26 protein-coding genes are annotated in these 22,492 nt (G+C 73.8%); 12 read left to right on the forward strand and 14 right to left on the reverse strand.

The genetic code is table 11. The features are described from left to right. The first annotated feature begins 1 nt into the window (after position 1). On the forward strand, positions 2 to 703 hold the full coding sequence (locus tag J3P36_RS00280) for a hypothetical protein (RefSeq protein ID WP_210505222.1): 702 nt from the start codon (positions 2 to 4) through the stop codon (positions 701 to 703). Here J3P36_RS00280 and J3P36_RS00285 read toward each other — a convergent pair. After that, on the reverse strand, positions 700 to 2,538 hold the full coding sequence (locus tag J3P36_RS00285; protein ID WP_210505223.1) for a helicase HerA-like domain-containing protein: 1,839 nt from the start codon (positions 2,536 to 2,538) through the stop codon (positions 700 to 702). The genes J3P36_RS00280 and J3P36_RS00285 overlap by 4 nt on opposite strands. Before the next feature lie 67 nt (positions 2,539 to 2,605). After that, positions 2,606 to 2,776 carry a hypothetical protein gene (locus J3P36_RS00290; protein ID WP_210505224.1) on the reverse strand — a complete coding sequence of 57 codons (171 nt, stop codon included), beginning with the start codon at positions 2,774 to 2,776 and terminating at the stop codon, positions 2,606 to 2,608. Positions 2,777 to 3,001: 225 nt separating this feature from the next. Between J3P36_RS00290 and J3P36_RS00295 the strand changes: the two genes are divergently transcribed. Together J3P36_RS00295 and J3P36_RS00300 are read left to right on the forward strand one after the other, a co-directional pair. Continuing rightward, a complete protein-coding gene (locus J3P36_RS00295) occupies positions 3,002 to 3,373 on the forward strand; it encodes a VOC family protein (RefSeq protein WP_210505225.1) in 372 nt (123 codons plus the stop codon). 64 nt (positions 3,374 to 3,437) lie between these two features. Beyond that, positions 3,438 to 4,445: a putative zinc-binding metallopeptidase gene (locus J3P36_RS00300; protein ID WP_210505226.1), complete on the forward strand. Its 1,008-nt coding sequence runs from the start codon at positions 3,438 to 3,440 to the stop codon at positions 4,443 to 4,445. 1 nt (position 4,446) lies between these two features. On the opposite strand, the gene J3P36_RS00305 is transcribed toward J3P36_RS00300, so the two are convergent. Further along, positions 4,447 to 4,809: an RNA-binding S4 domain-containing protein gene (locus tag J3P36_RS00305; protein ID WP_210505227.1), complete on the reverse strand. Its 363-nt coding sequence runs from the start codon at positions 4,807 to 4,809 to the stop codon at positions 4,447 to 4,449. Positions 4,810 to 4,949: 140 nt separating this feature from the next. Between J3P36_RS00305 and J3P36_RS00310 the strand changes: the two genes are divergently transcribed. The 3 genes from J3P36_RS00310 to J3P36_RS00320 are packed head-to-tail and all read left to right on the forward strand — an operon-like array spanning position 4,950 to position 9,603. After that, the gene (locus J3P36_RS00310; protein WP_210505228.1) at positions 4,950 to 5,972 is read left to right on the forward strand and encodes a 3-oxoacyl-ACP synthase III; all 1,023 of its coding nucleotides are present in this window, start codon (positions 4,950 to 4,952) and stop codon (positions 5,970 to 5,972) included. After that, on the forward strand, positions 5,969 to 8,638 hold the full coding sequence (locus J3P36_RS00315) for an alpha/beta fold hydrolase (protein ID WP_210505230.1): 2,670 nt from the start codon (positions 5,969 to 5,971) through the stop codon (positions 8,636 to 8,638). Before J3P36_RS00310 ends, J3P36_RS00315 begins: the two co-directional genes overlap by 4 nt. After that, complete coding sequence (locus tag J3P36_RS00320; RefSeq protein ID WP_210505232.1) at positions 8,635 to 9,603, forward strand: NAD(P)-dependent oxidoreductase; 969 nt, start codon at positions 8,635 to 8,637, stop codon at positions 9,601 to 9,603. Before J3P36_RS00315 ends, J3P36_RS00320 begins: the two co-directional genes overlap by 4 nt. 66 nt (positions 9,604 to 9,669) lie before the next feature. Here the strand turns inward: J3P36_RS00320 and J3P36_RS00325 are convergent, their stop codons facing one another. After that, positions 9,670 to 10,365, reverse strand: coding sequence for an alpha/beta hydrolase (locus J3P36_RS00325; protein WP_210505234.1), 696 nt, complete (start codon positions 10,363 to 10,365; stop codon positions 9,670 to 9,672). Positions 10,366 to 10,508: 143 nt separating this feature from the next. On the opposite strand from J3P36_RS00325, the gene J3P36_RS00330 reads away from it, so the two are divergent. Continuing rightward, the gene (locus tag J3P36_RS00330) at positions 10,509 to 10,784 is read left to right on the forward strand and encodes a hypothetical protein (protein WP_210505236.1); all 276 of its coding nucleotides are present in this window, start codon (positions 10,509 to 10,511) and stop codon (positions 10,782 to 10,784) included. Here the strand turns inward: J3P36_RS00330 and J3P36_RS00335 are convergent, their stop codons facing one another. Further along, positions 10,785 to 11,135 (reverse strand): hypothetical protein, encoded by a 351-nt coding sequence (locus J3P36_RS00335; protein WP_210505238.1) that lies wholly within the window; start codon positions 11,133 to 11,135, stop codon positions 10,785 to 10,787. Between the two features lie 104 nt (positions 11,136 to 11,239). Here J3P36_RS00335 and J3P36_RS00340 point away from each other — a divergent pair, with 104 nt between their 5' ends. Then, positions 11,240 to 11,578 carry an ATP-dependent DNA ligase gene (locus tag J3P36_RS00340; protein WP_210505240.1) on the forward strand — a complete coding sequence of 113 codons (339 nt, stop codon included), beginning with the start codon at positions 11,240 to 11,242 and terminating at the stop codon, positions 11,576 to 11,578. After that, positions 11,578 to 11,826, forward strand: coding sequence for a hypothetical protein (locus J3P36_RS00345; protein ID WP_210505242.1), 249 nt, complete (start codon positions 11,578 to 11,580; stop codon positions 11,824 to 11,826). The genes J3P36_RS00340 and J3P36_RS00345 overlap by 1 nt, the downstream gene beginning before the upstream one ends. Before the next feature lie 33 nt (positions 11,827 to 11,859). Here J3P36_RS00345 and J3P36_RS00350 read toward each other — a convergent pair whose 3' ends face one another. The 4 genes from J3P36_RS00350 to J3P36_RS00365 all read right to left on the reverse strand — a co-directional run bounded on the left by J3P36_RS00350 (position 11,860) and on the right by J3P36_RS00365 (position 15,185). Then, positions 11,860 to 12,111 (reverse strand): hypothetical protein, encoded by a 252-nt coding sequence (locus tag J3P36_RS00350; RefSeq protein WP_210505244.1) that lies wholly within the window; start codon positions 12,109 to 12,111, stop codon positions 11,860 to 11,862. A 98-nt stretch (positions 12,112 to 12,209) separates the two neighbouring features. Continuing rightward, entirely contained in the window at positions 12,210 to 13,379 is a 1,170-nt protein-coding gene (locus J3P36_RS00355) for a zinc-dependent alcohol dehydrogenase (protein WP_210505246.1), read from the reverse strand. Further along, positions 13,376 to 13,849: a hypothetical protein gene (locus J3P36_RS00360; protein WP_210505248.1), complete on the reverse strand. Its 474-nt coding sequence runs from the start codon at positions 13,847 to 13,849 to the stop codon at positions 13,376 to 13,378. The genes J3P36_RS00355 and J3P36_RS00360 overlap by 4 nt, the downstream gene beginning before the upstream one ends. A gap of 67 nt (positions 13,850 to 13,916) precedes the next feature. Continuing rightward, the gene (locus tag J3P36_RS00365) at positions 13,917 to 15,185 is read right to left on the reverse strand and encodes an APC family permease (protein WP_210505250.1); all 1,269 of its coding nucleotides are present in this window, start codon (positions 15,183 to 15,185) and stop codon (positions 13,917 to 13,919) included. Between the two features lie 115 nt (positions 15,186 to 15,300). On the opposite strand from J3P36_RS00365, the gene J3P36_RS00370 reads away from it, so the two are divergent. Then, positions 15,301 to 16,689 (forward strand): protein kinase, encoded by a 1,389-nt coding sequence (locus tag J3P36_RS00370; protein ID WP_307806894.1) that lies wholly within the window; start codon positions 15,301 to 15,303, stop codon positions 16,687 to 16,689. A 43-nt stretch (positions 16,690 to 16,732) separates the two neighbouring features. Here J3P36_RS00370 and J3P36_RS00375 read toward each other — a convergent pair whose 3' ends face one another. Both J3P36_RS00375 and J3P36_RS00380 read right to left on the reverse strand, forming a co-directional pair. After that, positions 16,733 to 17,173, reverse strand: a complete 441-nt coding sequence (locus tag J3P36_RS00375) for a nitroreductase family deazaflavin-dependent oxidoreductase (protein ID WP_210505251.1) — start codon at positions 17,171 to 17,173, stop codon at positions 16,733 to 16,735. 28 nt (positions 17,174 to 17,201) lie between these two features. Then, positions 17,202 to 17,945, reverse strand: a complete 744-nt coding sequence (locus J3P36_RS00380) for a glycosyltransferase family 2 protein (protein WP_210505253.1) — start codon at positions 17,943 to 17,945, stop codon at positions 17,202 to 17,204. A 127-nt stretch (positions 17,946 to 18,072) separates the two neighbouring features. Between J3P36_RS00380 and J3P36_RS00385 the strand changes: the two genes are divergently transcribed. Next, positions 18,073 to 18,954 carry a manganese catalase family protein gene (locus J3P36_RS00385; protein WP_210505255.1) on the forward strand — a complete coding sequence of 294 codons (882 nt, stop codon included), beginning with the start codon at positions 18,073 to 18,075 and terminating at the stop codon, positions 18,952 to 18,954. A 60-nt stretch (positions 18,955 to 19,014) separates the two neighbouring features. On the opposite strand, the gene J3P36_RS00390 is transcribed toward J3P36_RS00385, so the two are convergent. Then, the gene (locus tag J3P36_RS00390; protein WP_210505257.1) at positions 19,015 to 19,221 is read right to left on the reverse strand and encodes a cold-shock protein; all 207 of its coding nucleotides are present in this window, start codon (positions 19,219 to 19,221) and stop codon (positions 19,015 to 19,017) included. 408 nt (positions 19,222 to 19,629) lie between these two features. On the opposite strand from J3P36_RS00390, the gene J3P36_RS00395 reads away from it, so the two are divergent. After that, entirely contained in the window at positions 19,630 to 20,520 is an 891-nt protein-coding gene (locus J3P36_RS00395; protein WP_210505259.1) for an FHA domain-containing protein, read from the forward strand. 83 nt (positions 20,521 to 20,603) lie between these two features. Here the strand turns inward: J3P36_RS00395 and J3P36_RS16680 are convergent, their stop codons facing one another. Further along, a complete protein-coding gene (locus J3P36_RS16680; protein ID WP_210505261.1) occupies positions 20,604 to 21,581 on the reverse strand; it encodes an FKBP-type peptidyl-prolyl cis-trans isomerase in 978 nt (325 codons plus the stop codon). A gap of 32 nt (positions 21,582 to 21,613) precedes the next feature. Beyond that, a complete protein-coding gene (locus J3P36_RS00405) occupies positions 21,614 to 22,426 on the reverse strand; it encodes a putative protein N(5)-glutamine methyltransferase (RefSeq protein ID WP_246854102.1) in 813 nt (270 codons plus the stop codon). Positions 22,427 to 22,492 lie beyond the last annotated feature (66 nt).

The raw sequence follows: 22,492 nt of genomic DNA on the forward strand, positions 1-22,492 counted from the left end.
CTTGGCCGCCCGCCCCGCCGTCGCGACCGCGTGGTCGGCGGCCGGTGTCGCGCTCGCCGGGCTGTTCCGCATCGCCCAGCTCGTGCGGCATCCGCGGCCCATCCACTCCCGCGGCGCGCTCTTCGACGCCTCTCTCACCTGGGTCGGCGGCGCGGACTCCGGCATCGACTGGGTCGACCAGCCCGCCGGCACGCGGCAGACCGGCGTCGGGCGCGTGTCCCGCTCGGTCGGTCTGCCGCCCGCCCTGCCGGACATCTTGGGGCTCGCCGTCCGCGTCGAGACTCCGGAGGGTCCCGCGGACCTCGAGCTCTCCACGTCCGGGGTCGGCGTGCCGGGCCGGTTCGCCCTGATGCCGCACCTGCGGGCGGAGGGCGGCTGGTTCGGCACCCTCCTGCCGTACCGGGGGCGGCACGGGAACGTGATGCTCGGCGCGCGCGTGCGCCTCTCCGCTTCCGCCGTGCCGACCAGCCCGGACGAGCGGAGCGCCGGCGCGGTCGGGCCCTGGCTCTTCGACCTCTACTCGGCACCGCTGACCGGGCGGTGGCGTCGGTTCGCGACGCTCGAGCTTACGGCGACGACCGACGCCGACGACACGACCGGGCTGCGCTTCGACGCGGTCCGCCGCCCGCTGCCGGGCGCCGGCTTCGCCGCTTGGCACCGCCGGGTGCGCGAGCCGTCGTACCGGGCGGTGCAGGGCCGCTAGCGCCGCCGGCGGCGGGTGCCGAAGATGCCCTCGACGATGCCGGTGAGCACGGTCTTCGTCACCGGCGACCGCAGCACCTCCTCCATCGGCGAGCGCTCGGGACGCCGACGGGGCGTCGTGCGAGTCCGCCTCTGCTCGGAGCGGGCGGCCCTCTCCTCGCGGGAGCGCTGCCGCTCGATCGCCTCCTGCTGACGGCGGAGCTCCTCGTCCGCCTCGGCACGGGCGCGCTCGGCCTCCGCCGCCTCGGCGGCGCGGGACGCCGCCTCGAGGTGCGCGGCGAGCAGCTCCCGCGCCGACACCCGGTCGAGCGCGGCGCCGTACCGCGGGAGCAGGGGAGAGGCCGCGATCGCGGCGTCGATGCCGGCGTCCGGGGTCGGCGACATCGAGCCCCGCGGCGCCCGCAGCCGAGTCCACGCCACGGGGGTCGGAGCGCCGCGCTCGCTCATCACGGTGACGATCGCCTCGCCCGTGCCGAGCACGGTGAGGACCTCCTCGAGGTCGTAACCGGACGTCGGATAGGTGGACGCGCTCGCCCGCAGCGCCTTCGCGTCCTCCGGCGTGAAGGCCCGCAGCTGGTGCTGGATGCGCGACCCGAGCTGGGCGAGCACGTCGCCCGGCACGTCCTTCGGCGTCTGGGTGACGAAGAAGACGCCGACGCCCTTCGACCGGATGAGCCGCACGGTCTGCACGATCGACCGCAGGAACTCCTTCGACGCGTCGGCGAAGAGCAGGTGCGCCTCGTCGAAGAAGAACACGAGCTTCGGCCTGTCGAGGTCGCCCACCTCGGGCAGCTCGTTGTACAGCTCGGCGAGCAGCCACATGAGGAAGGTCGAGTAGAGCGCCGGCTGGTCCTGCACCTCTGGCAGCTCGAGCAGGCTGATGACGCCCGCTCCGTCGGTCACGCGCAGCAGGTCCGCCGTGTCGAGCTCGGGCTCGCCGAAGAAGACGTCGGCGCCCTGGTCGGCGAACGTGATGAGCTTCCGGAGGATCACCCCGACGGTCGCCTTCGACAGGCCGCCGAGCCCGGCGAGCTCGCCCTTGCCCTCGTCGCTCGTCAGGTAGGCGAGCACGGCGCGGAGGTCGGCGAGGTCGAGCAGCGGCAGCCCCTCGAGGTCCGCGTAGTGGAAGACGAGCCCGAGGCTCGACTCCTGGGTGTCGTTGAGCCCGAGCACCTTGCTCAGCAGCACCGGACCGAAGCCGGCGACGGTCGCGCGGATCGGCACCCCGCGCCCCCGCCCGCCGAGCGAGAAGAACTCGGCGGGGAACGCGGCGGGCGCCCAGTCCTGGCCGATGCCGCGCGTCCGGTCGAGCAGCCGCTCGCTCGGCGCGCCCGCGGTCGCTACCCCGGAGAGGTCGCCCTTGACGTCCGGCGCGAAGACGGGGACGCCGTGCGCCGACAGCTGCTCGGCGAGCAGCTGGAGCGTGCGCGTCTTGCCGGTCCCCGTGGCGCCCGCGACCAGGCCGTGCCGGTTCGTCATCGCGAGCGGGATCCGGATCGGCACGTCCGCTCGGGGGTCGCCGTTGACGAGGGCGCCGAGCTCGAGCACCGGTCCTTCCCCGGCGTACCCGACGCGCACGGCGTCCACCTCCGACTCCGACAGCGGACCCGGTGCGGCGGGTGCGCTCGGTGCGGCCGGTTCGCTCGGTGCGGCCGGTTCGCTCGACGCGGCCGGTGCGCTCGATGCGGCGGGTGCGCTCGGTGCGGACGCCCGGCGGGCGGCCTCCTCGGCGCGGAGGACGGCGGCTTCCGCCTCCTCCTGCGCCCTGCGGAGGGCGGCGATGGCGGCGTCCGCCTCGGCTCGGGCGGCGGCGACGGGATCGACGTCCTGGCTCATGGCCGAAGCCTAGAGGCGGCGCCGCGGACGCCGCCTCTCGTCCATCGGGGGTTGCGGCGCGCGTGGGTCAGACGCGTCCGCTTCGCCCTCCGATCATCCGGACGATGAACAGGACCACCGCCACGACGAGCAGGATGAGCCCGACCCACAGCAGGAACTGCAGGGCCTCGGCGAATCCGCCCACGAGGAGCAGGATGATCGCGATCACGGCGACGACGATCAGCAGGGTGTTGTTCACGGGGTTCGCTCCCTTCCTCTTGCGCTGCGCGCACGCCCGCCGAGCCGTCGGCGCTGACGCCCCGTGCCGGGATGGGGCTCATGCTAGGACCGCGGCGGGGGCGCGGATAGTCCTTCTTCCCCACGCCGCCGTGGCCCCGCACGCGCGGTCCGCCGGCGTTTGTGCGGAGCCGGGGGCGGGACGAAGGTCCCTGGTCGCACCCGGGGCCGCCGCCAGGGTGGAGGGGTGGTGAACAGAGTCGTGCACTTCGAGATCCCGATCGACGACCCCGACCGGGCGGGCGCCTTCTACGGGCGGGTCTTCGACTGGACGGTCTCCCGCTGGGGCGACGTCCCGTACTGGCCGATGTCGACCGGCGAGGCGCCGGGCGTCGGCGCCGAGGGCGCCCTCACCCCGCGCAGCGACGCCCCGGAAGGGGTCCTCGTCTACGTCCAGGTCGACGACCTCGACGCGGCGCTGCAGCGCATCCGCGACGCGGGCGGCACCGTGGTCGCCGAGAGGACGCCGATCCCGGGCATGGGCTGGTTCGGCACCTTCCGAGACCCCGAGGGCAACCTGCTCGGGCTGATCCAGGACGACCCCTCCGTCCCCGGATGACGCCGGGTCGGGCTTCCCGGTCGGCTAGCGTTGAGGCTCCCGTCCCGGCAGGAGTCTCATGCGCGTGTTCGCCTGTCCCCACTGCGGCGCCTGGGTCGAGTTCGAGGACCGCCGGTGCCTCGCCTGCGACACGCACCTCGCGTACGCGCTCGACCGCGACGAGATCGTCCGCTCGGTCCGCGGCCTCACCTGCCGCTACCGCTCCCTGATCAGCTGCAACTGGGTCGCCGACCCCGCCCCCGAGGCGGAGGGCGGCTGCTTCTCCTGCCGGCTCACGGTCGAGCGCCCTGATCTCGAGGACCCGGCCGCGGTCAGCCGGCTCGCGATCGCCGAGCACGCGAAGCGCCGAGTGCTGCGCCAGCTCCACCACCTGCGGCTCCCGATCACGCCCCGACACGACGACGCCGGCCTGGGCTTCGCGCTCAAGGTGCCGGGGGAGGGCGAGCAGGTGCTCACCGGCCACGCGGACGGGCTCATCACCATCAACCTCACCGAGGCGAGCGACCCGCACCGCGAGGAGGTGCGCATCAGCCTCGGGGAGCCGTACCGCACCATGGTGGGTCACATGCGCCACGAGGTCGGCCACTGGTACTGGCAGGTCCTCGTCGACGGCACCGACCTCATCGACCCCTTCCGCGCCCTGTTCGGCGACGAGCGCCAGGACTACGGCGACGCGCTCGAGGCCCACTACGGCGACGACGCGGGGACGACGGACGCGGAGGAGCACATCTCCGGTTACGCCACCATGCACCCGTGGGAGGACTTCGGCGAGACCTTCGCCCACTACCTGCACATCGCCGACAGCCTCGAGACCGCCGCGGCCGTGGGCCTGCGGGTGCACGGCCCGACCGGCGTGCCCTACCCGCTCGCGTCGAGCCTGCACTCGGAGGGGCTCCTCGACATCTCCGACGTGCCGATGACCGCGGTGCTCGCCGCCTGGCACGGCTTCGCCCTCGCCGCCAACGCGCTCAACCGCTCGATGGGGGAGCCGGACCTCTACCCGTTCGTCGTGACGCCTGCGGTGGCCGAGAAGCTCGACTTCGTGCACGACCTCGTGCGCCGCATCCGCTGAGCTAGCGGGAGCGGAGCCGCTCCAGGTCGCGGCGCTCCCGCTTCGTGGGGCGGCCCGCACCGCGATCCCGCAGGATCGGGGCGGGGGCCTCCGTCCGCGGCGGCGGGGGAGGAGTGCGGTCGTCGACCGCCTCACGGGCGACAGGGGCGCCGACGCGCTTCAGCAGCAGAGCCCGCACGCCGAGGATGTGGTCACGGTCCGTGCGCGCGATGACCTCGTCGCCGATCCGCACCGTCTGGGCCGGCTTCGCGCGCTCGCCGTTGACCCGCACGTGGCCCGCCTTGCACGCCGCAGTGGCGAGCGAGCGGGTCTTGTAGACGCGGACCGCCCACAGCCACACGTCGACGCGCACCGAGTCCGCCATGCCCCGAGACTACGTCCGCTCGGCGTGGCGCACATTCCGGCCCGCTGTCCACCCCCAGCCCGCTGGTCCGCCACGCGCCCCCGACAGGGGGACAATGGGGGAACACGCCGAGTGCGTGCGCAAGTGGACAGGAGCGTTGGTTGGACGGAAATGCTACGTGGAGGCACCGCAACGTGTCTCTGCTGTCGGTCGCGAGCACGGTCGCCCCTCGGGTGACGACCTCGGAGCAGATCGACGACCGCCTCCGCCCGGTGCTCAAGCGGCTGCGGCTCCCCTCGGGACTCCTGCAGCGCGTCGCCGGCATCCAGGAGCGGCGCAACTGGGGTGAGGGCGTCACCTTCGACGACGCCGCGATCGACGCGGGCAGCCGCGCCCTGCAGGACGCCGGCATCCGGCCCGATGAGGTCGGCCTGCTCATCAACACGTCGGTGACCCGGCCCCACCTCGAGCCGTCCGTCGCGGTGCGCCTGCACCACGGCCTCGGCCTGCCCTCCTCGGCCATCAACTTCGACATCGCGAACGCGTGCCTCGGCTTCGTCAACGGCATGAGCCTCGCCGCTCAGATGATCGACTCCGGCCAGATCAAGTACGCGGTCGTCATCGACGGCGAGGACGCCGACCAGATCCAGGTGAACACGATCGAGCGCCTGATGCGCCCGGACATCAAGCGCGCCGACTTCATGAGCGAGTTCGCGACCCTCACCCTCGGCTCCGGCGCCGCGGCGGCCGTGCTCGGCCCGGCCGACGCCCACCCGTCCGGACACCGCCTCGTCGGCGGCATCACCCGGGCGGCCACCCAGTTCCACGACGTCTGCGTCGGCAGCGTCGACGGCATGTTCACCGACGCGAAGGCCCTGCTGAAGGGCGGGATGGACCTCGTGGTCTCCGCCTGGAAGGAGGCCACCCGCGACTGGAACTGGCAGGGGATGGACCGCTACATCATGCACCAGGTGTCGGACGTGCACACGAACGCGTTCGTGAAGGCCGTCGGCCTGGATCGCGCGCGCGTTCCCCTCACCTACCCCCGTTACGGCAACGTCGGCCCCGCCTCGATCCCGATGACGCTCGTCGACGAGAAGGACCGGCTCCAGCCCGGCAACCGCGTGCTCCTCATGGGCGTCGGCTCCGGCCTCAACACCTCGATGCTGGAACTGGCCTGGTGAGCCCGGCGGCCCCGGCTGCCCTTCCGCGCGAGGCGGAAGGAGCCGGACAGGGCCCCGCGGCGCCCGCCGCCCTTCCGCCGAGAGGGCTGCCCGGACTCGATCCGGCGTTCTCCCGGCTCGTCGACGTGCCGGGCGAGGCTTCGTGGCACGTGCTCGACAACGGCCCGCGCCTCGCCGAGCTCGGCGTCGAGCCGGTCGGCACCCTCCTCTGCGTGCACGGCAATCCCACCTGGTCCTACCTCTGGCGCCGCCTCGTCGCCGCCGCGACCGCCGCTGCGGAGGCGGGCGCGCCGGCCTGGCGCGTCGTGGCTCCCGACCAGCTGGAGATGGGCTTCTCCGCGCGCACCGGAACGAGGCGGCGCCTCGCCGACCGCGTCCGCGATCTCGGGCTGCTCACCGACGAGCTGGCCCTTCCCGGGCCGGTCGTCACGGTCGGGCACGACTGGGGCGGAGTCGTCGCCCTCGGCTGGGCCGTCGACCACGCCGACCGGCTCGCCGGCGTCGTCACCCTCAACACGGCGGTGCACCAGCCGGAGGACGACCCCATCCCGGCCCCGCTGCGGCTCGCCCTGCAGCCCGCGCTCCTCGCGCCGGCCACGCGGACGACGCCCGCCTTCCTCGAGACCACCCTGGCGCTCGGGCACCCGCCCCTCCCCGCGGAGGTGAAGGACGCCTACCGCGCGCCGTACGGGACGGCCGACCGTCGGTCCGGCATCCGCGACTTCGTCGCCGACATCCCGGTGGACGAGTCCCACCCCAGCCGGGCTGAGCTCGACCGCATCGCCAAGGGCGTCCGCGGGCTCGACGTGCCGGCGCTCGTGCTCTGGGGGGCGAAGGACCCGGTCTTCCGCGACCGCTACCTCGACGATCTGCTCGGCCGGCTGCGCTTCGCCCGGGTGCACCGGTTCCCGGCCGCCGGGCACCTGATCGCCGAGGACGTCGACTACGCCGCCGCCGTGCTGGAGTGGCTGGGCGAGCGGCCCAGGGCCGTCGACGACGAGCCGTCGGCGGCCGACGCCGGCGCGCGCCTCTGGTCGGTGCTCGAGAGCCAGGCGGACAGCGACGAGCCCGCGCTCGTCGAGCTGGCGCCGCCGGGAGGCGGCGGCCCGCGCACGATCAGCTGGCGACTGCTGTCCCGCCGCGTCGGTGAGCTCGCCGCCGGACTGGTCGCCGCGGGCGTCGCTCCCGGCGACCGGGTCTCTCTCCTCGTGCCGCCCGGCGCCGACCTCACCGCCGCGCTCTACGCGTGCCTGCGCATCGGCGCGATCGTCGTCGTCGCCGACGCGGGCCTCGGCGTCGCCGGCCTCAGCCGCGCGGTCACGGGCGCCCGCCCCGACCACGTGATCGGCGCCGTGCCGGGCCTCACCGCCGCCCGCGCCCTCGGCTGGCCGGGTCAGCGGATCTCAGTCGCCCGCCTGCCGCTGCCCACCCGCCGCGCGCTCGGCGTCGCCGCCTCGTTTGGTGAGCTGATCGAGGCGGGCCGCGGAACGGCGCTGCCGGCTCCGCCGCCATCGTCCGCGACCGCCGCCGTCCTGTTCACCTCCGGGTCGACCGGCCCGGCGAAGGGGGTCGTCTACACCCACGCTCAGCTGCAGGCGCTGCGCGACGCCCTCGCGAGCCACTACGGCGTCGGCGTGGGGACGGGGCTCGTCGCGGGCTTCGCGCCGTTCGCGCTCCTCGGCCCCGCCCTCGGCGCCCGCTCCGCGACGCCCGACATGGACGTCACCTCACCCGCGACGCTCACCGCCACCGCGGTGGCGGACGCGGCCGCCGCCGTCGACGCCACCGTCGTGTTCCTCTCGCCGGCCGCGGTCGCCAACGTCGTCGCCACCGCGGACGCCCTTTCCCCGTCGCAGCGGGACGCGCTGACCCGGGTCCGCACCGTGCTGTCCGCCGGCGCGCCGGTCGCGCGGGACCTGCTCGAGGGGATCGGCCGGCTCCTGCCCAACGCCACTCCGTCGACGCCCTACGGCATGACCGAGGGGCTCCTCATGACGGCGGCGAGCCTCGACCTGATCCGGGCCACCGACTCCTCCGGTTCTGCCGAGGAGGGGGTCTGCGTCGGCGCTCCGATCGCGGGCGTGCGCGTCCGCATCGCCGCGCTCGACTCGGCGGGAGCCGCGTCGGGCGTCCCGTCCGAGGAGCCGGGCCGCACCGGAGAGATCGTCGTGTCGGCCCGGCATCTCCGCGACGGCTACGACCGCCTGTGGCTCACCCAGCGCGACGCCGACCTCCGCGAGCCGGACGGCTCCCGGTGGCACCGGACCGGCGACGTGGGGCACCTGGACGCCGAGGGCCGCCTCTGGGTGGAGGGACGGCTCGTGCACGTCCTCGTCACCGCGGACGGCGTTCTCACCCCGGTCGGGCCCGAGCAGCGCATCGGCGCGCTCCCCGAGGTCGTGCGCGCGGGGCTCGCGGGCATCGGGCCGGTCGGCACCCAGCAGGCCGTGGCGGTCGTCGAGCTGGCTCCTGCGGTGCGCCGCCCGGGTATCGCGAGCCCCGAGCTGGCCGCGCGGGTGCGTGCGGCGGCGGGCGTCCCGATCGCGGCCGTGCTCGTCGTGCCGCGCCTGCCCACCGACATCCGGCACAACTCGAAGGTCGATCGCACCCGCCTGTCGCGCTGGGCCGAAGGCGTTCTCGCCGGCGGCCGGATGGTGCTGCCGTGAGGGTCCTCGTCACGGGCGCGAGCGGCATGCTGGGCGGCGCGACCGCGCGGACCGTCGCGGCGGCCGGCCATGAGGTGCGGACCTTCCAGAGGGGGCCGGCGAACCTCGAGGGCGTCGAGGACGTCCGCGGCTCGCTGACCGACGCGGCAGCCGTCGCGGCGGCGGTCGAGGGCGTCGAGGCCGTCGTCCACCTGGCGGCGAAGGTCTCGCTCGCCGGCGACCCGGCCGATTTCGCCGCCGTCAACATCGAGGGCACTCGGACGCTGCTGGGCGCCGCCCGGCGGGCCGGCGTGCGCCGCTTCGTGCACGTCTCGTCGCCTTCGGTGGCGCATACGGGCGCCTCCATCGCCGGGGACGACGCGGCCCCCGCCGACCCCGAGCATGCACGCGGCGAGTACGCGCGCACCAAGGCGCTCGGCGAGCGGCTCGCCCTCGACGCCGACGCCGACGGGTTCGCCGTGGTCGTCGTGCGCCCGCACCTCGTGTGGGGTCCCGGCGACCCGCAGCTCGTGGCTCGCATCGTCGAGCGTGCACGGTCCCGGCGGCTGCCGCTGCTCGGGTCGGGCGCGGCGCTCATCGACACCACCTACGTCGACAACGCCGCCTCGGCGCTGCTCGCCGCGCTCGAGCGCGCCGAGGCGGTGCACGGCGGGTCCTACGTCGTGACCAACGGGGAGCCGCGGCCGGTCGCCGAGATGCTCGCCGGCATCTGCGCCGCAGCGGGTGCGCCGGCCCCTTCCTGGAGCGTCCCACCGGGCCTCGCGAGGGCCGCCGGGGGAGCCGTCGAGGCCGTGTGGCGGATCCGCCCCGGCGAGGACGAGCCGCCCATGACGCGCTTCCTCGCCGATCAGCTCTCGACCGCCCACTGGTTCGACCAGCGGCGCACCCGCGCCGACCTGCAGTGGCGCCCGCAGGTGTCCCTCGACGAGGGCTTCCGCCGCCTCGCCGCCTCCTACGGCCGCTGACCGCCTCGCAACGACGTGCGACAGCCGCACACCGCGGCCGCCGGCGTCGCCGCGAGCCGGTCGCCGCTAGGCGGTCGGCTCCCCAAGGAAGGTCAGCGACGCGGCGACCTGGTCCGCCGGCACCTCGTGGCCGCCGCGGAACTCCCGGTAGTCGACCTCGTAGCCCTCGCGCAGGAGGCCGGGGACGATGACCCGGCTGCAGCGGTCGATGGGCAGGACCGGGTCGTCGGTGCCGTGGGAGACGAACACGGCGGGCCGACCGGAGCCGGGCCCCGGCACGGTGAAGCCGGGGGAGTAGGCGAGAATCCGGCGGAACAGCTCGCCGTTGCGCATGCCGAGCGTCAGCGCGTAGGACGCGCCGTCCGAGAAGCCGGACAGGGCCACCCGCTCGGGATCGACGGGGAACAGGTCGAAGATCTCGGCGAGCACCGCGTCGAGCGACGCCACATCGGGGCCGAAGCCGCCGAGGATGACGTCCCACGTGTAGTGCAGCGACTTCGGCAGGAGCAGCAGGAACCCGAGCCGCTGCGCCTCCGCCTCGAGGAAGTGCAGCGACCGGGCGGGCTGCGCCCCGGAGCCGTGCAGGAACACGATGAGCGGCAGCGGCGTGTCCGGGCTGGAGTCGGGCACGAGCAGCACGTGGTCCCCGCCCGGCCCGGGCAGGGCGTTCAGTCCGGGTCCGAGCGGCTCCTTCCGCGGAAGTCCCGGCCGTGCGGTCAGCAGGCCATGTCGGGACGCGTCGTCCCCGGTCGGTCGTGCCATCGGACACCTCCTGCCCTCGACCCTACGTGCCGTCCGCACCCGGGTCACCGGCTGTGCACCGAGTCCCGGGGGCGCCCCGTGTCAGGGTCGCCGATTACCATCGATTCCGCGCGGCCGGGCGCCTTCGTTGGGGGAGGGGTGGCGTGGCGCACTGGCGGGGGACGGGGCCCATCCGCATCGGGCGGGACGAGTGGGTGCTGATGCGGGACGACGATCGGGTGCCGGCGGCCGTCGTCCGGCTGATCGACCGGGGCGGTCCGCACGAGCACTACCGTGTCGTCTCGTTCGACCTCGACCCCGCTCGCCGGCGGCTTCTCGGGCGGTACACCTCCCTCGAGGCGGCCGATCGCGCGGTGCACTACTCCCCGCCCGCCGCGTACCGACGCGGCGTGTACGGCGGCCCGCCGAACGGCGGCTGATCAGATGCGGCGGTCGAGATCCAGGTCGAGGTCGAGGTCCGGCACGTCGATCATCTCGTCGGGCCAGTCCGGTGTGCTCGGATGGAGCAGGCGCGTCCGCTCCTCCAAGTCCCGGACCACGTCCGCGTCGAACGGCTCGTCGGCGCTGTTCTCCACCGGGGTCGAGAAGATCTGGCTCGCGGGGCCCAGGAGGAAGTGGGCGTAGGCCCTGCTTCCGCCCTCCGTGACCACCGGGATGCTGACGACGTCGGAGGACTGGTTCTCGGCCAGCGCCCGCGCGAACCGCAGCATCGCCTTGCACACCCGGTCGCTCGTGAGTACGTGGCTGCCGGCGTAATAGACCCGTCGCACCGGGCCAGCCTCCTCGCCATGCCGAAGACGGCATAGGGGATTGACCGGAGCCGAGGATGAGAGGAGCCTGGGTTGGCGGCCCTGGCGCTGAGGAGGGGTGGCGAATGGGGAAATTCACCTACGATTCGACCCTCGTCGTGGACTTCGACGACCGCGTGCTCGCTCACCTGCAGATCGTGATCGGCGCGAAGCTGCGCCGCAACGAGTCGTTCTACTTCTCCTGGCGCGACGACACCGCCGTCGGCGACGGCCGCTCGACCGTGTGGCTGCACCCCGCCATCTCGATCGTGTACAAGTACCACGGCGGACGGGCGCCCGCCATCAACCGCAGCTGGATCGAGGACCTCATGTCCACGGCGAACTCGTCGGCCGGCCTGCGCATCGTGCCTGAGCCGGCCGACGCCCGCCGGCTCGACGGCGACGACGCGCACGCCGGCCACTGATGTCGAGTCGGATCTGCGTCCACTACGGCGGCTTCATCTACACGATCAGCGGACGCCGGCCTGACGATGTGCGTCAGGAGCTCGACGACGCCCTTCGCCGGGGGAAGCCGCACTGGCTCGAGGCGAACTTCGGGGAGGGCCGGCTGACACCCGTCCGGCTCCTCGTCACCACGGGTGTGACGATCGCCTTGGTGCCGGAACCCGATGGCGACGCCGAGGAGCAGAGCTGGGGGTTCGAGCAGCAGTGACGCTCGAGCCGCTGGTGGCCGAAGCGACCAGCGTCAGGCGGCGGTCGCGCGCTGGCGCGCCGCGCACGTGAGGCGGAGCGCGCGGAGCGCGGCCTCGAAGTTCGGGAAGGCGGCCCAGCCCTCGTGCGGGGCCATCCAGGTGACGAGCACATAGTGCTGGGCCCGCTCGACGAGAGCGAGCACGCGGCGGGGATCCGACACCGGCATACGGCCGTCGCAGACGCGCCACTCGGTGCTGCTGAGGGGCGTGATCTCGAGGAGGTCGGAGTCCATGGCGAGCGTCATGGGGAAAACCCAAGCAGGGGTCCACTGGGGCGCATAGGGGATTGACACGGGCGGGCGGATCCGCTTCGCCCGCATCCGGGCTGGCGGCGTTCGCGGAATCAGGGCCGGAAGACGGACCGCACGCAGCCGTCGCCCTTCGACTTGAACAGCTCGTAGCCTCGCGCCGCCTCGTCGAGCGGCATCACGTGCGTCGCGAGGTGCTCGGTCGTCAGCTCTCCCGCCTGCATGCGCTCGAGCAGCATCGGGATGTAGCGCTGCCCGTGCATCTGCGCGCCGCGCAGGGTGAGGCCCTTGTTCATCACCGCACCGAGCGGGAACTTGTCGACGAGGCCGCCGAACACGCCGAGCACGAAGACGCTGCCGCCCTTCCGGGCCGCCATCACGGCTTCGCGCACCGCGGTGGGCCGGTCCGTCTGCAGGCGGAGCTGCTGCTTCACCTGGTCGTACGCGTAGTCGAGCCCGGGCCGGTGCGCCTCCATGCCGACCGCCTCGATGCACACGTCGGGGCCGCGACCGCCGGTCAGCTCGCGGAGCGCCGGCAGCACGTCCTCCTCGCTGTAGTCGAGAACCTCCGCGCCGATGTGCTCGCGCACCTGGGCGAGCCGCTCCGGCAGCCGATCTATCACGAGGACCCGCTCGGCGCCGAGCAGCAGGGACGCCCGCGCGGCCATCTGCCCCACCGCTCCAGCGCCCCAGACGGCCACCGTGGAGCCGGGGCCGACGCCGCCGAGGTCGGCGCCCATCCAGCCGGTCGAGGCGGCGTCGGACGCGAACAGGGCGCGGAGGTCCGGCACGTCGTCGGGCACCGGGAAGGCGCCGACGTCGCCGTACGGCACCCGCACGTACTCGGCGTGCGAGCCGGCGTACCCGCCCATCGCGTGCGAGTAGCCGAGGCACCCGCCGACGCTCTGCCCCCACAGCCCCTCGGTGATGCCGGGATTCGGATTGCCGTTGTCGCAGAGCGAGAAGAGGCCCTGCTCGCAGTACCAGCAGCGGCCGCACGCGATGAACGAGGACACGACGACCCGCTCCCCGACCTTCCGCCTCGAGACGCCTCGGCCGACCTCGACGACCTCGCCGAGGAACTCGTGGCCGAGGACGTCGCCCGAGCGCATGGTTGGGATGTATCCGCCGAGCAGGTGCAGGTCCGAGCCGCAGGTCGTCGTGAGGGTGACCTTGACGAGGATGTCGTGCTCGTTGAGCAGCGTCGGCTCGTCGACCTCCTCCACGCCGACCTTGTTGACGCCCTGCCAGGTGACCGCCTTCACAGGATCCCCTTCCCCTTCGCCGCCTGCTCGACGCCGTCGACGACAGCGCCGAATGGCGTGGCCGCCCGATGGCCGTGCGGGCGCGGGTCCACGCGGAGCACCTCGCCGGCCTCGAGCACCTGCTTGGTGTCGCGGAGCACCGTGCGCACCGCGTCGGCGGGCGGCATGCCGGTGAGTCGCTTTAGCAGGGGCGCCGCCGCCGCGTCCGGCAGCATCCGGGCGGAGAGCTCGATGCCGCGCATGCCCGGAGCGGGCGCCGTCCTGATCTCGAGGGCTGGAGCGGCCGAGCGCAGCGGCTCGGGGTAGGCGTCCTCGGCGAGCCTCTCGGGAGAGGCCAGGACGGTGACCACGCGCCAGCGCTCCCCGGCATCCCTGCGGCGCCGCTCCAGGCGCGCGTGCACGCCGCGCCACGTCGCGACTCCGGCGAGCGCGACTCCGGCGAGAGCCGCCGCGCGTCCTGCTGCACCCATGTCGTCCGCCTTCCGGGCGGCGTCGGACGCGGCCCGATCTCACGCTAGGCGGCGGCGTCCTGGTGCGTCAGGGGTTTACATCCGGCCGCCGGCGCAGTCCGCGGCGCAGCCGCACGGCGCGGCAGCCGACGCCGACCAGCAGGACGGCGGCGCCCGCGGCGAGCCCGGCCGGAGGGACGGTGAGAGCGAGGAGCACGCAGCCGGCCGCGCCGATGACCTGCAGCACCCGCGGATACCGCCGGGCGCCGCCGGTCTGCCGGAACGCCGCCAGGTTCGCGACGAGGTAGTAGAGCAGCACTCCGAACGACGAGAAGCCGATGGCCGTGCGGAGGTCGGCGACGAGCAGCAGGAGGCAGGCGGCGGCCGCGACGGCGAGCTGCGCGCGGGCGGGCACCGCGGTGGCGGAGGAGACGGCGGCGAGCGGCGCGGGCAGGTCCCGCTCGCGCGCCATCGCGAGGACCGTCCGCCCGAGGCCCGCCGTGAGGGCGAGGAGGGAGCCGAGCGCGGCGACGGCGGCCGTGACCCCCAGGACGGGCACCGCCCATCCCCAGCCGGCCGCGTCCGCCGCGGCCTGCAGCGGCGCTGAGGAGCGGGCGAGACCGTCGGGGCCGAGGGCGAGCAGCAGCGTGACGGCGACGGTCGCATAGAGCAGCACCGTCGCGCCCAGCGCGAGCACGATGGCGCGCGGGATGGTGTGCGCCGGATCGCGCACCTCCTCGCCGAGCGTCGCGATCCGGGCGTAGCCGGCGAACGCGAAGAACAGCAAGCCGGCCGACTGGAGCACGCCGTAGGCGCCGCCGTCGAGCGCGCCCGGGTTCGCGACCGGTCCGCCTGCGGCTGCGGCGCCCGCGAGGATCGCGAGGATCACCCCCGCCACGGCGACCGTGACGAGGACGCGCGCGGCGGCGGCCGTCCGGGTCACTCCGCGCAGGTTGACCGCCGTGACGCCGAGCACGGCGGCCACGCCGACCGCGCGCTCCCAGCCGGCGGGGGCGAGGTACACGCCCACGGTCAGTCCCATGGCGCCGACGCTGGCGGTCTTGCCGAGCACGAAGCTCCACCCGGCGAGGAACCCCCACCAGGGGCCGAGCTCGGCCCGGCCGTACGCATACGCGCCGCCCGACACGGGGTGGACGGCGGCGAGCTGGGCCGTGGAAGTCGCATTGCAGAACGCCACCAGGGCGGCGATCGCGAGGCCCACCAGCAGCGCGGAGCCGGCCGCGGCGGCGGCCGGGGCGAAGGCGGTGTACACGCCGGCGCCGATCATCGAGGCGAGCCCGAGCACGACCGCGTCCGCCGTGCCCAGCCGGCGCGCGAGCGGCGCGGCGAGACCCATGACCGCAGTCTCGCACAGCGCGGGGCGAGAGTCGGCGGATGCGGCCAGCCCCCGTGCGGGGCACACGGCTCCGGGGGAGGGCGTGCTTACACTGAACCGGACGAAGGGGGTGCCTGTGGGGGCAGCGACGGGCGAGGCGGGTTCGCTTCGCGGACGCTACCGCATGGGCGAGGTGATCGGACGCGGTGGGATGGCGGCGGTCGTGCAGGCGCGCGACGAGCTGCTCGGCCGTGACGTCGCCGTCAAGATCTTCCGGACCGGCGCGGCCGGCGAGGACGAGATCCGGCGTCAGCGCACCGAGGTCAAGCTGCTCGCGTCGCTCAGCCACCACAGCGTCGTCACCCTGCTCGACGCGGGCGTCGACATCGACGACGACGGCTCGCCCCACATCTACCTCGTGATGGAGCTGGTGCGCGGGCCAGACCTCAAGGAGAGGCTCGCTCGGGGGCCGCTGTCGGCGCTCGAGATCGCGCAGATCGGCTACGACCTCGCGGAGGGCCTCGAATACCTGCACGTGGAGGGCGTCGTGCACCGCGACGTGAAGCCCGCCAACATCCTCCTCGTCGAGCCGGGCAGCGGCCGGCTCGCCCGGGCGAAGCTCACCGACTTCGGCATCGCCGACCTCGAGGGCCGTGTGCCCTCCTCCGGTGAGCAGACCACCGGCACCGCCGCGTACCTCAGTCCCGAGCAGGCGCGCCGCGACCCGGTCACGGGCGCGAGCGACGTCTACTCGCTCGGGCTCGTCCTGCTCGAGTGCTTCACCGGCACCGTCGCCTTCCCCGGTGGGGTCGTCGAGTCGGCCCTGCGCCGTCTCACCGAGGACCCGGTCGTGCCCGACAGCGTGCCGCCCGCCTGGCGCGACGTGCTCACCGCGATGACCGCGCGCGACCCCGCCGACCGGCCGGGCGTCGCCGAGCTCGTCCTCACCCTCCGCCAGCTCGTGATGGCCGAGAGCGGGGTGCAGCCCGCCCTCGTCCCGCACCCGGCGCCGGCGGAGCAGGATCGCGAGGCCGCGCGGCTCTCCGCGGTGCACCGCTACGGCGTCCTCGACACGGCGCCTGAGCCCTCGTTCGACCGCCTGACCGCGCTCGCGGCGCGGGTGCTCGACGCGCCGGTGTCGATTCTCAGCATCGTCGACGCGGACCGCATCTGGTTCAAGTCGCACCACGGGATCGACCTCGATCAGATCGACCGCGACCCCGGGCTGTGCGCCTCGGCGATCCTGCAGGACGCGCCGTGGATCATCGAGGATGCGCGGGTCGACCCGCGGGCGCAGGAAAATCCCCTGGTCACCGGCGAGTTCGGGTTGCAGTTCTACGCGGGCGTCCCGCTGCGCACGAGCGACGGGCACAACCTCGGCACCCTCTGCGTGCTCGACTTCGAGCCGCGCGGGATCACCGACGACGAGGTCGCCACGCTGCAGGACCTCGCGAGCGTCGCCGTCACCGAGCTGGACCTGCGCATGGTGAGCGCCGGCGTCACCGCCCCGTTCGCGTCGCTCTGAGGCACGAACCCGCGCCGGTGGCGCCCGGGGCGCCGGGCCGGGGTCAGTCCCCGACGGGAGTGAGCACGAAGACGGGGATCTCCCGATCCGTGCGGGTCGCGTACCCGGCGTAGTCCGGCCAGGTGGCGACGGCACGCTCCCACCAGATCTCGCGCTCCTCGCCCGTGGCGATGCGGGCGAGGTAGTCCTTCGTCACGGCGCCGTCCTGCAGCTCGACTAGCGGGTGGGCGACCAGGTTGTAGTACCAGACCGGGTGCTCGGGGGCTCCGCCCTTCGACGCGACGACGGCGTACTCGCCGTCGTGCTCGACCCGCATGAGCGGCGTCTTGCGGAGCTTGCCCGACTTCGCCCCCACCGAGGTGAGCAGGATGATGGGCCGGCCGCGCAGCGTGTTGCCCTCGGCGCCCCTCGTCCTCTCGAACAGCTCGGCCTGCTCGCGCGCCCAGTCGGACGGGCTCGGTGCGTACTCTCCAGTCAGTGGCATACCAGGGCCAACCGGCTCCCGCCGCCCGTCATTCCCGAACGGCTGACCGGTTTCGGATCCGCCGCGCCCATCGGTACGGCGGGTACTCCTCGGGCCAGTGCAGCGTGAGCGAGCGCATGCCGCGGCGGAAGCGCCGCCGCAGCGCGGCCCGGTCCCGGAACGGGCGGCTCGAGATGCCGACCACGAGGCTGCGGTCCCAGCGGATGCGGTGGCCCGTGCCGAGGTGCACCGCGAGGTCGAGGTCGTCGTGGATCTCCGGATCGTCGCGGTGGACGTCCTCCCGCACGGCCAGCCACGCGCTGCGCCGCATCCCGAGGTTCGAGCCGAACAGCGGAGCGTGCCCCAGTGCGAGGCCGGTGGTCGCCACGTAGGCGCCGAGATAGAGCGCGGAGAAGAGCCGGGAGAGGCGCGCGAGGCGCGCCGGGACGTCGTAGAACCGGCCGGGACCGGTGACCGCGTCCACGTCCGCCAGCCCGGCGAGCACCCGCTCGGTCCAGTCGCGGGGGAGCCGGCTGTCGGCGTCGCAGCGCGCGACGACATCCCCTGTCGCCGCGTCGTAGCCCGTGCTCGCGGCCGCCGGGATGCCGGGCCTCGGCTCGGGGACGACGCGGGCGCCGAAGCGCCGGGCGACCTCCGCCGAGTCGTCCGTGCTGCCGTTGTCGACGACCACGATCTCGTCCGGCGCGCGCGTCTGTGCCGCCAGGTCGCGGAGGCACCGCTCGAGGGGCACCGCGTCGTCCTTCACCGGGATGACGACCGAAAGGGTGAGCATTCCTCGCCCCGGAGAGGAGAGCCCTTCCAGCCTCGTCCGCCGTCCCCCCACGGTCAAGGTCCTACCACGGCTCCGGGCCCCGACCTAGCGTCGAAGCGACCCACCCGCTCGAGAGAAAAGGAACCGCATGTACTTCCATCGACAGGAACTGCAGCACAAGGCGTCCCCGGACAAGCCGGACGCGCTCTTCGCGCGCCGGCTGCAGGAGGTGCTCGGCGGGCAGTACGGCGAGATCACCGTCGCGCTGCAGTACGGCTTCCAGGCGTGGAACTCGCACATCCCCGGCAAGTACCGCGACCTGCTCTTCGGCATCGGTGCCGAGGAGATGGGCCACGTCGAGATGCTCGCCGTCATGATCGCCCAGCTGCTCGAGAAGGCGCCCATCCAGGCCGCCGAGGACGCCGCGAAGGCCGACCCTGTGCTCGGCGCCGTCATGGGGGGCATGGACGTCCAGCACGCCATCGTCGCCGGTGCGGGAGCCCGCGCGGTCGACAGCAACGGCAACCCGTGGCAGGGCTCGTACATCACCGCGAGCGGCAACATGCTCGCCGACTTCACGGCCAACGCGAACGCGGAGATGCAGGGCAGGCTGCAGGTCGCGCGGCTCTACCACATGACCGACGACCACGGCGTGCGCGACCTGCTGTCCTTCCTGCTGGCCCGCGACACCATGCACCAGAACCAATGGGTGCGCGCCACGCAGGAGCTGCGCGAGGACGGGCTCGAGGTGCTGCCCGTGCCGAGCAACTTCCCCATCTCGAAGGAGGACCGGGACGTGTCCTACGAGTACATCAACTTCTCGGACGGCCAGCAGGCGGCGGAGGGATCCTGGGCCAAGGGTCCGACGCCCGACGGCCACGGCGAGTTCTCCTACCGCGCCGAGCCGCAGGCGGGGGTGCCGATGCCGCCGCCCACCCGCCCGGACGGCCGCTTCTACGGCACCGACGACAAGCCCAACATCGTCGAGAAGACGATGGGCGCGGTGAAGGACGCGGTCGAGAAGAAGTAGCGCACGCACGACGAAGGGCCCCCGCCATCCGGCGGGGGCCCTTCGCTTGTCAGGAGCAGGTCAGCTGATGACGTGGATGTTCGAGGCCTGGGGGCCCTTGGCGCCCGCCACGATCTCGAACTCCACGCGCTGGTTCTCGTCCAGCGAGCGGAAGCCCCGCGCGTCGATGGCGGAGTGGTGCGCGAACACGTCGGCGCCTCCGTCGTCGGGGGCGATGAAGCCGAAGCCCTTTTCGGCGTTGAACCACTTCACGGTGCCAGTCGGCATCTCGTTCTCTTTCTCTTCCTCGGTGCGACGACGCGCTTTTCGCGACGCCCATGTCACGCTGTCGTTCTCGCGATCCGAGGATGCCGACGAGCGGCAGCCGGAAATGCAAACTCACAACACAACTACAGAGGACAGGCTATACCGCTCCCTGCCGAGCGGAAGGGGTTGCGAAGAACTCTCCCAGTTCTCTCCTCCGCCGAGCGCGCCCCGGAACACCGAGTGCACCCTGGGCACGGGGTGCACTCGGTGCTCCAGGGAGCACTCGGCGAAAGGGACAGGGTGAGTGCCGCGCAACGGGGGCGCGCAAGGCCCGGAAACGGGGGACATCGGCGCGTCGCGCCGCGCATCGGGACTTCCGATGGGTTAACTGCCCCCCGTCGGCCTCATCCCGAAAGAAGGTGGCACAACATGACCGCGACCCCGCTCACCCTCGACGAGGGCACGGACGTGCGCCCCGTCACGCCTGTCGCAGAAGCCCAGGAAGTCCTTCCGTCCCGCCGTCGCCAGCGCGAGACGGAGCGCTCCGGTGGTGCGGAGGACCGCATCCCCGCTCTCGCCGCTCTCGACTCGGCCACGGAGTTCGTGCTCGTCGTCCGCGACGGCGACACGCTGCGCGTGTTCTCGGAGGGCGGTCTCGTCGCTCAGGACTCGGACGGCGTGACCATCGAGGCCGGCATCGCCGGCCGTGAGGTGGAGGCGCCGCTGCCGCTGCGCGTCGCGTCGCCCGCCGCCATCGAGGACGAGTCGGCCGCCGCAGCCCAGGAGACCACGGTGCCGGTGGCGCCGGCGGAGGTCGAGACGACGGAGGAGGACGCCGAGGATCTCTTCGAGTCGCTGCTCGAGTTCGGCGAGACGAGCCGGGTGCCCGGCTTCGTCCGCGGCAGCATCCTCCCGGAGGAGCCGCTCGACGAGAACGAGGACGAGGCCGAAGAGCTCGACCCCGCCGAGTCGCCGGAGGCGTACCTCAGCCTCGCGATCGTCCTGCCCGACGGCCGGCGCGTCGCCGCCGACCACACCGTGCTGCTCGGCCGCAGCCCGTCGGCCCGCGCCGACGACCCGGAGGCGGAGGCGATCGCCCTCGACTCCTCGCTCACCGACATCTCCCGCAACCACCTCGAGCTGAGGGCGGAGGGCGACAGCGTGTTCGCCCGCGACCTCGACTCGACGAACGGCACGGTGCTCACGCGCCGGGGCCAGCAGCCGCGGCTCATCCCGACGGATGAGGCTCTCCGGGTCCTCCCCGGCGACTCCCTCAACCTGGGCGGCTCGGCGACCATCGAGATCGAGGGCCTCCGCTAGGACACAGCACGACGAAGGGACCGCGGCACGCCGCGGTCCCTTCGTCGTTTCGTGCACACCCGGATCACCGGGAGGAGCGGCTCCTAGTTGACCGCGAGGATGTCGATCACGAAGACGAGGGTCTTGCCGGCCAGCGCATTCGTGCTGTCGGCCGCCGCCTCGCCGTAGCCGAGCGCCGGCGGGATGACGGCGAGCACCTGCGAGCCGACCGTCTGGCCGGCGATCGCGCTGGAGAAGCCGGGCACGACCGCGCCGAGCGAGAACGAGGTGGGCGTCTGCCCCCAGCTCTGGTCGAACACCTCGCCGGTGTCCCACTGCACGCCCTGGTACTGCACCGTGACGGTCGCCCCTTCGGGCACGGCCTCGCCGTCGCCCTTCTTCAGCACCGCGACCTGCAGCTCGGCGGGCGGGTCGGTGCTCGGGATCGCCACCGTCGGCGCGCCGTCCTCGGCGAGCGTCACCTGGGGGAGTCCCTCCGGCGCGGCCTCCTCGGTGCCCCACGCCTTGGTGGGCACGAGCGACTGGATGTCCATGACGACGACGAGCGACTGCTCGGCCGTGATGCCGAGGCTCTCGTTGCCGGTGTCGCCGAAGGCGTCGGCGGGCGGGATGACGGAGACGACGCGGGAGCCGACCGACGCGCAGCCGATCGTCTTCGCGAGGCCGGCGAGGTACATGCCGGCGTCGGCGCTGAAGACCTCGGTGGGGGCGCCGTCGAAGCCGGCGCTCGCGAGCAGCGCCGAGTTCTCGCCGTTGTAGAGCGTGTACGCGACCTCGACGGTGGAGCCCGGCTCCACCTCGTCGCCCGACCCCTCGATGACGGTCGTGCGCTCGGTGGTGTCGGCGCCGATGCCGCCGTCGAAGCTCACCTGCGGTGTTGCGCCGAAGTCGCCGCTGACGTCGACGGCCTCGGATGCGGAGCCCGACTCGGCGGAGCAGACGTCGACCGCGGAGGCGTCGGTCGCCGGGGTCGTGCTGGTCGCGTCGGGGGCGTCGGACGAGCACCCGGTGAGCGCGGCGAGGATCACCGCGGCGGAGACGAGGGGGAGAGTGCGGCGCACGACGGCCTTTCAACTGCGGAAGCGGAACCCCGTCACGCTACCTGCTGCCGGCTAGGTTTTCGCCCTGTGCCGCCTCTGCGCCTGCCCAGCACGACGGTCGCGTCGAGGCGCTCCGACCGGACGGAGCGGGGGCGGAGTCCCGCCTCGACGAGGATCGCGGCGGTCGCCGGAGCCTGCTGCTCGCTGGTCTCGAACAGCACCACGCCGCCCGGGGCGAGCCAGTCCCGGCCCTCCCGCGCTATCCGCCGCTGCAGCTCGAGCCCGTCCGCTCCGCCGTCGAGCGCCGCGTGCTCCTCGTGCAGCCGCGCCTCCGGCGGCATGAGGGCGATGCGCTCGGTCGGCACGTACGGCGCGTTGGCCGCGAGGACGTCGATGCGGCCGCGCAGGGAACCGGGGAGCGCGGCGTAGAGGTCGCCCGTGTGCACGGCCGCGGTGGGGGGCAGGTTGCGGCGGGCGCAAGCGGTCGCGGCGGGGTCGAGGTCGGCCGCGTGGAGCTCGATCCCCGGCACGTCCGCGGCGAGCACGGTCGCCACGGCGCCGACGCCGCAGCAGAGGTCGAGCACCACATCGCCGGCGTGCGCGACCCGGACCGCCTCGCGCGCGAGCAGCTCGGTGCGCCGCCGGGGCACGAAGACGCCGGGCGCGACCGCGAGTCGCCGGCCGCGGAACTCGGCCCAGCCGAGCACGTACTCGAGCGGCTCCCCGGCGATCCGGCGACCGGTGAGCGCCTCGAGCGCCGCCTCGGACGGCGCCGCCCCGCGGAGCAGCCGTGCCTCGTCCTCCGCGAAGACGCAGCCCGCGTCGCGGAGGCGGCGGACCAGGGGATCGGGGGCGGGCGACGGCAACCGGGCAACACTATCGGCCGCCCCTGCCGTCGTGCCGTTCCGGGCGGGAGCACGCCCTAGGCTGAG

This window comes from Naasia sp. SYSU D00057 (genome assembly GCF_017916505.1).
GTDB lineage: Bacteria > Actinomycetota > Actinomycetes > Actinomycetales > Microbacteriaceae > Naasia.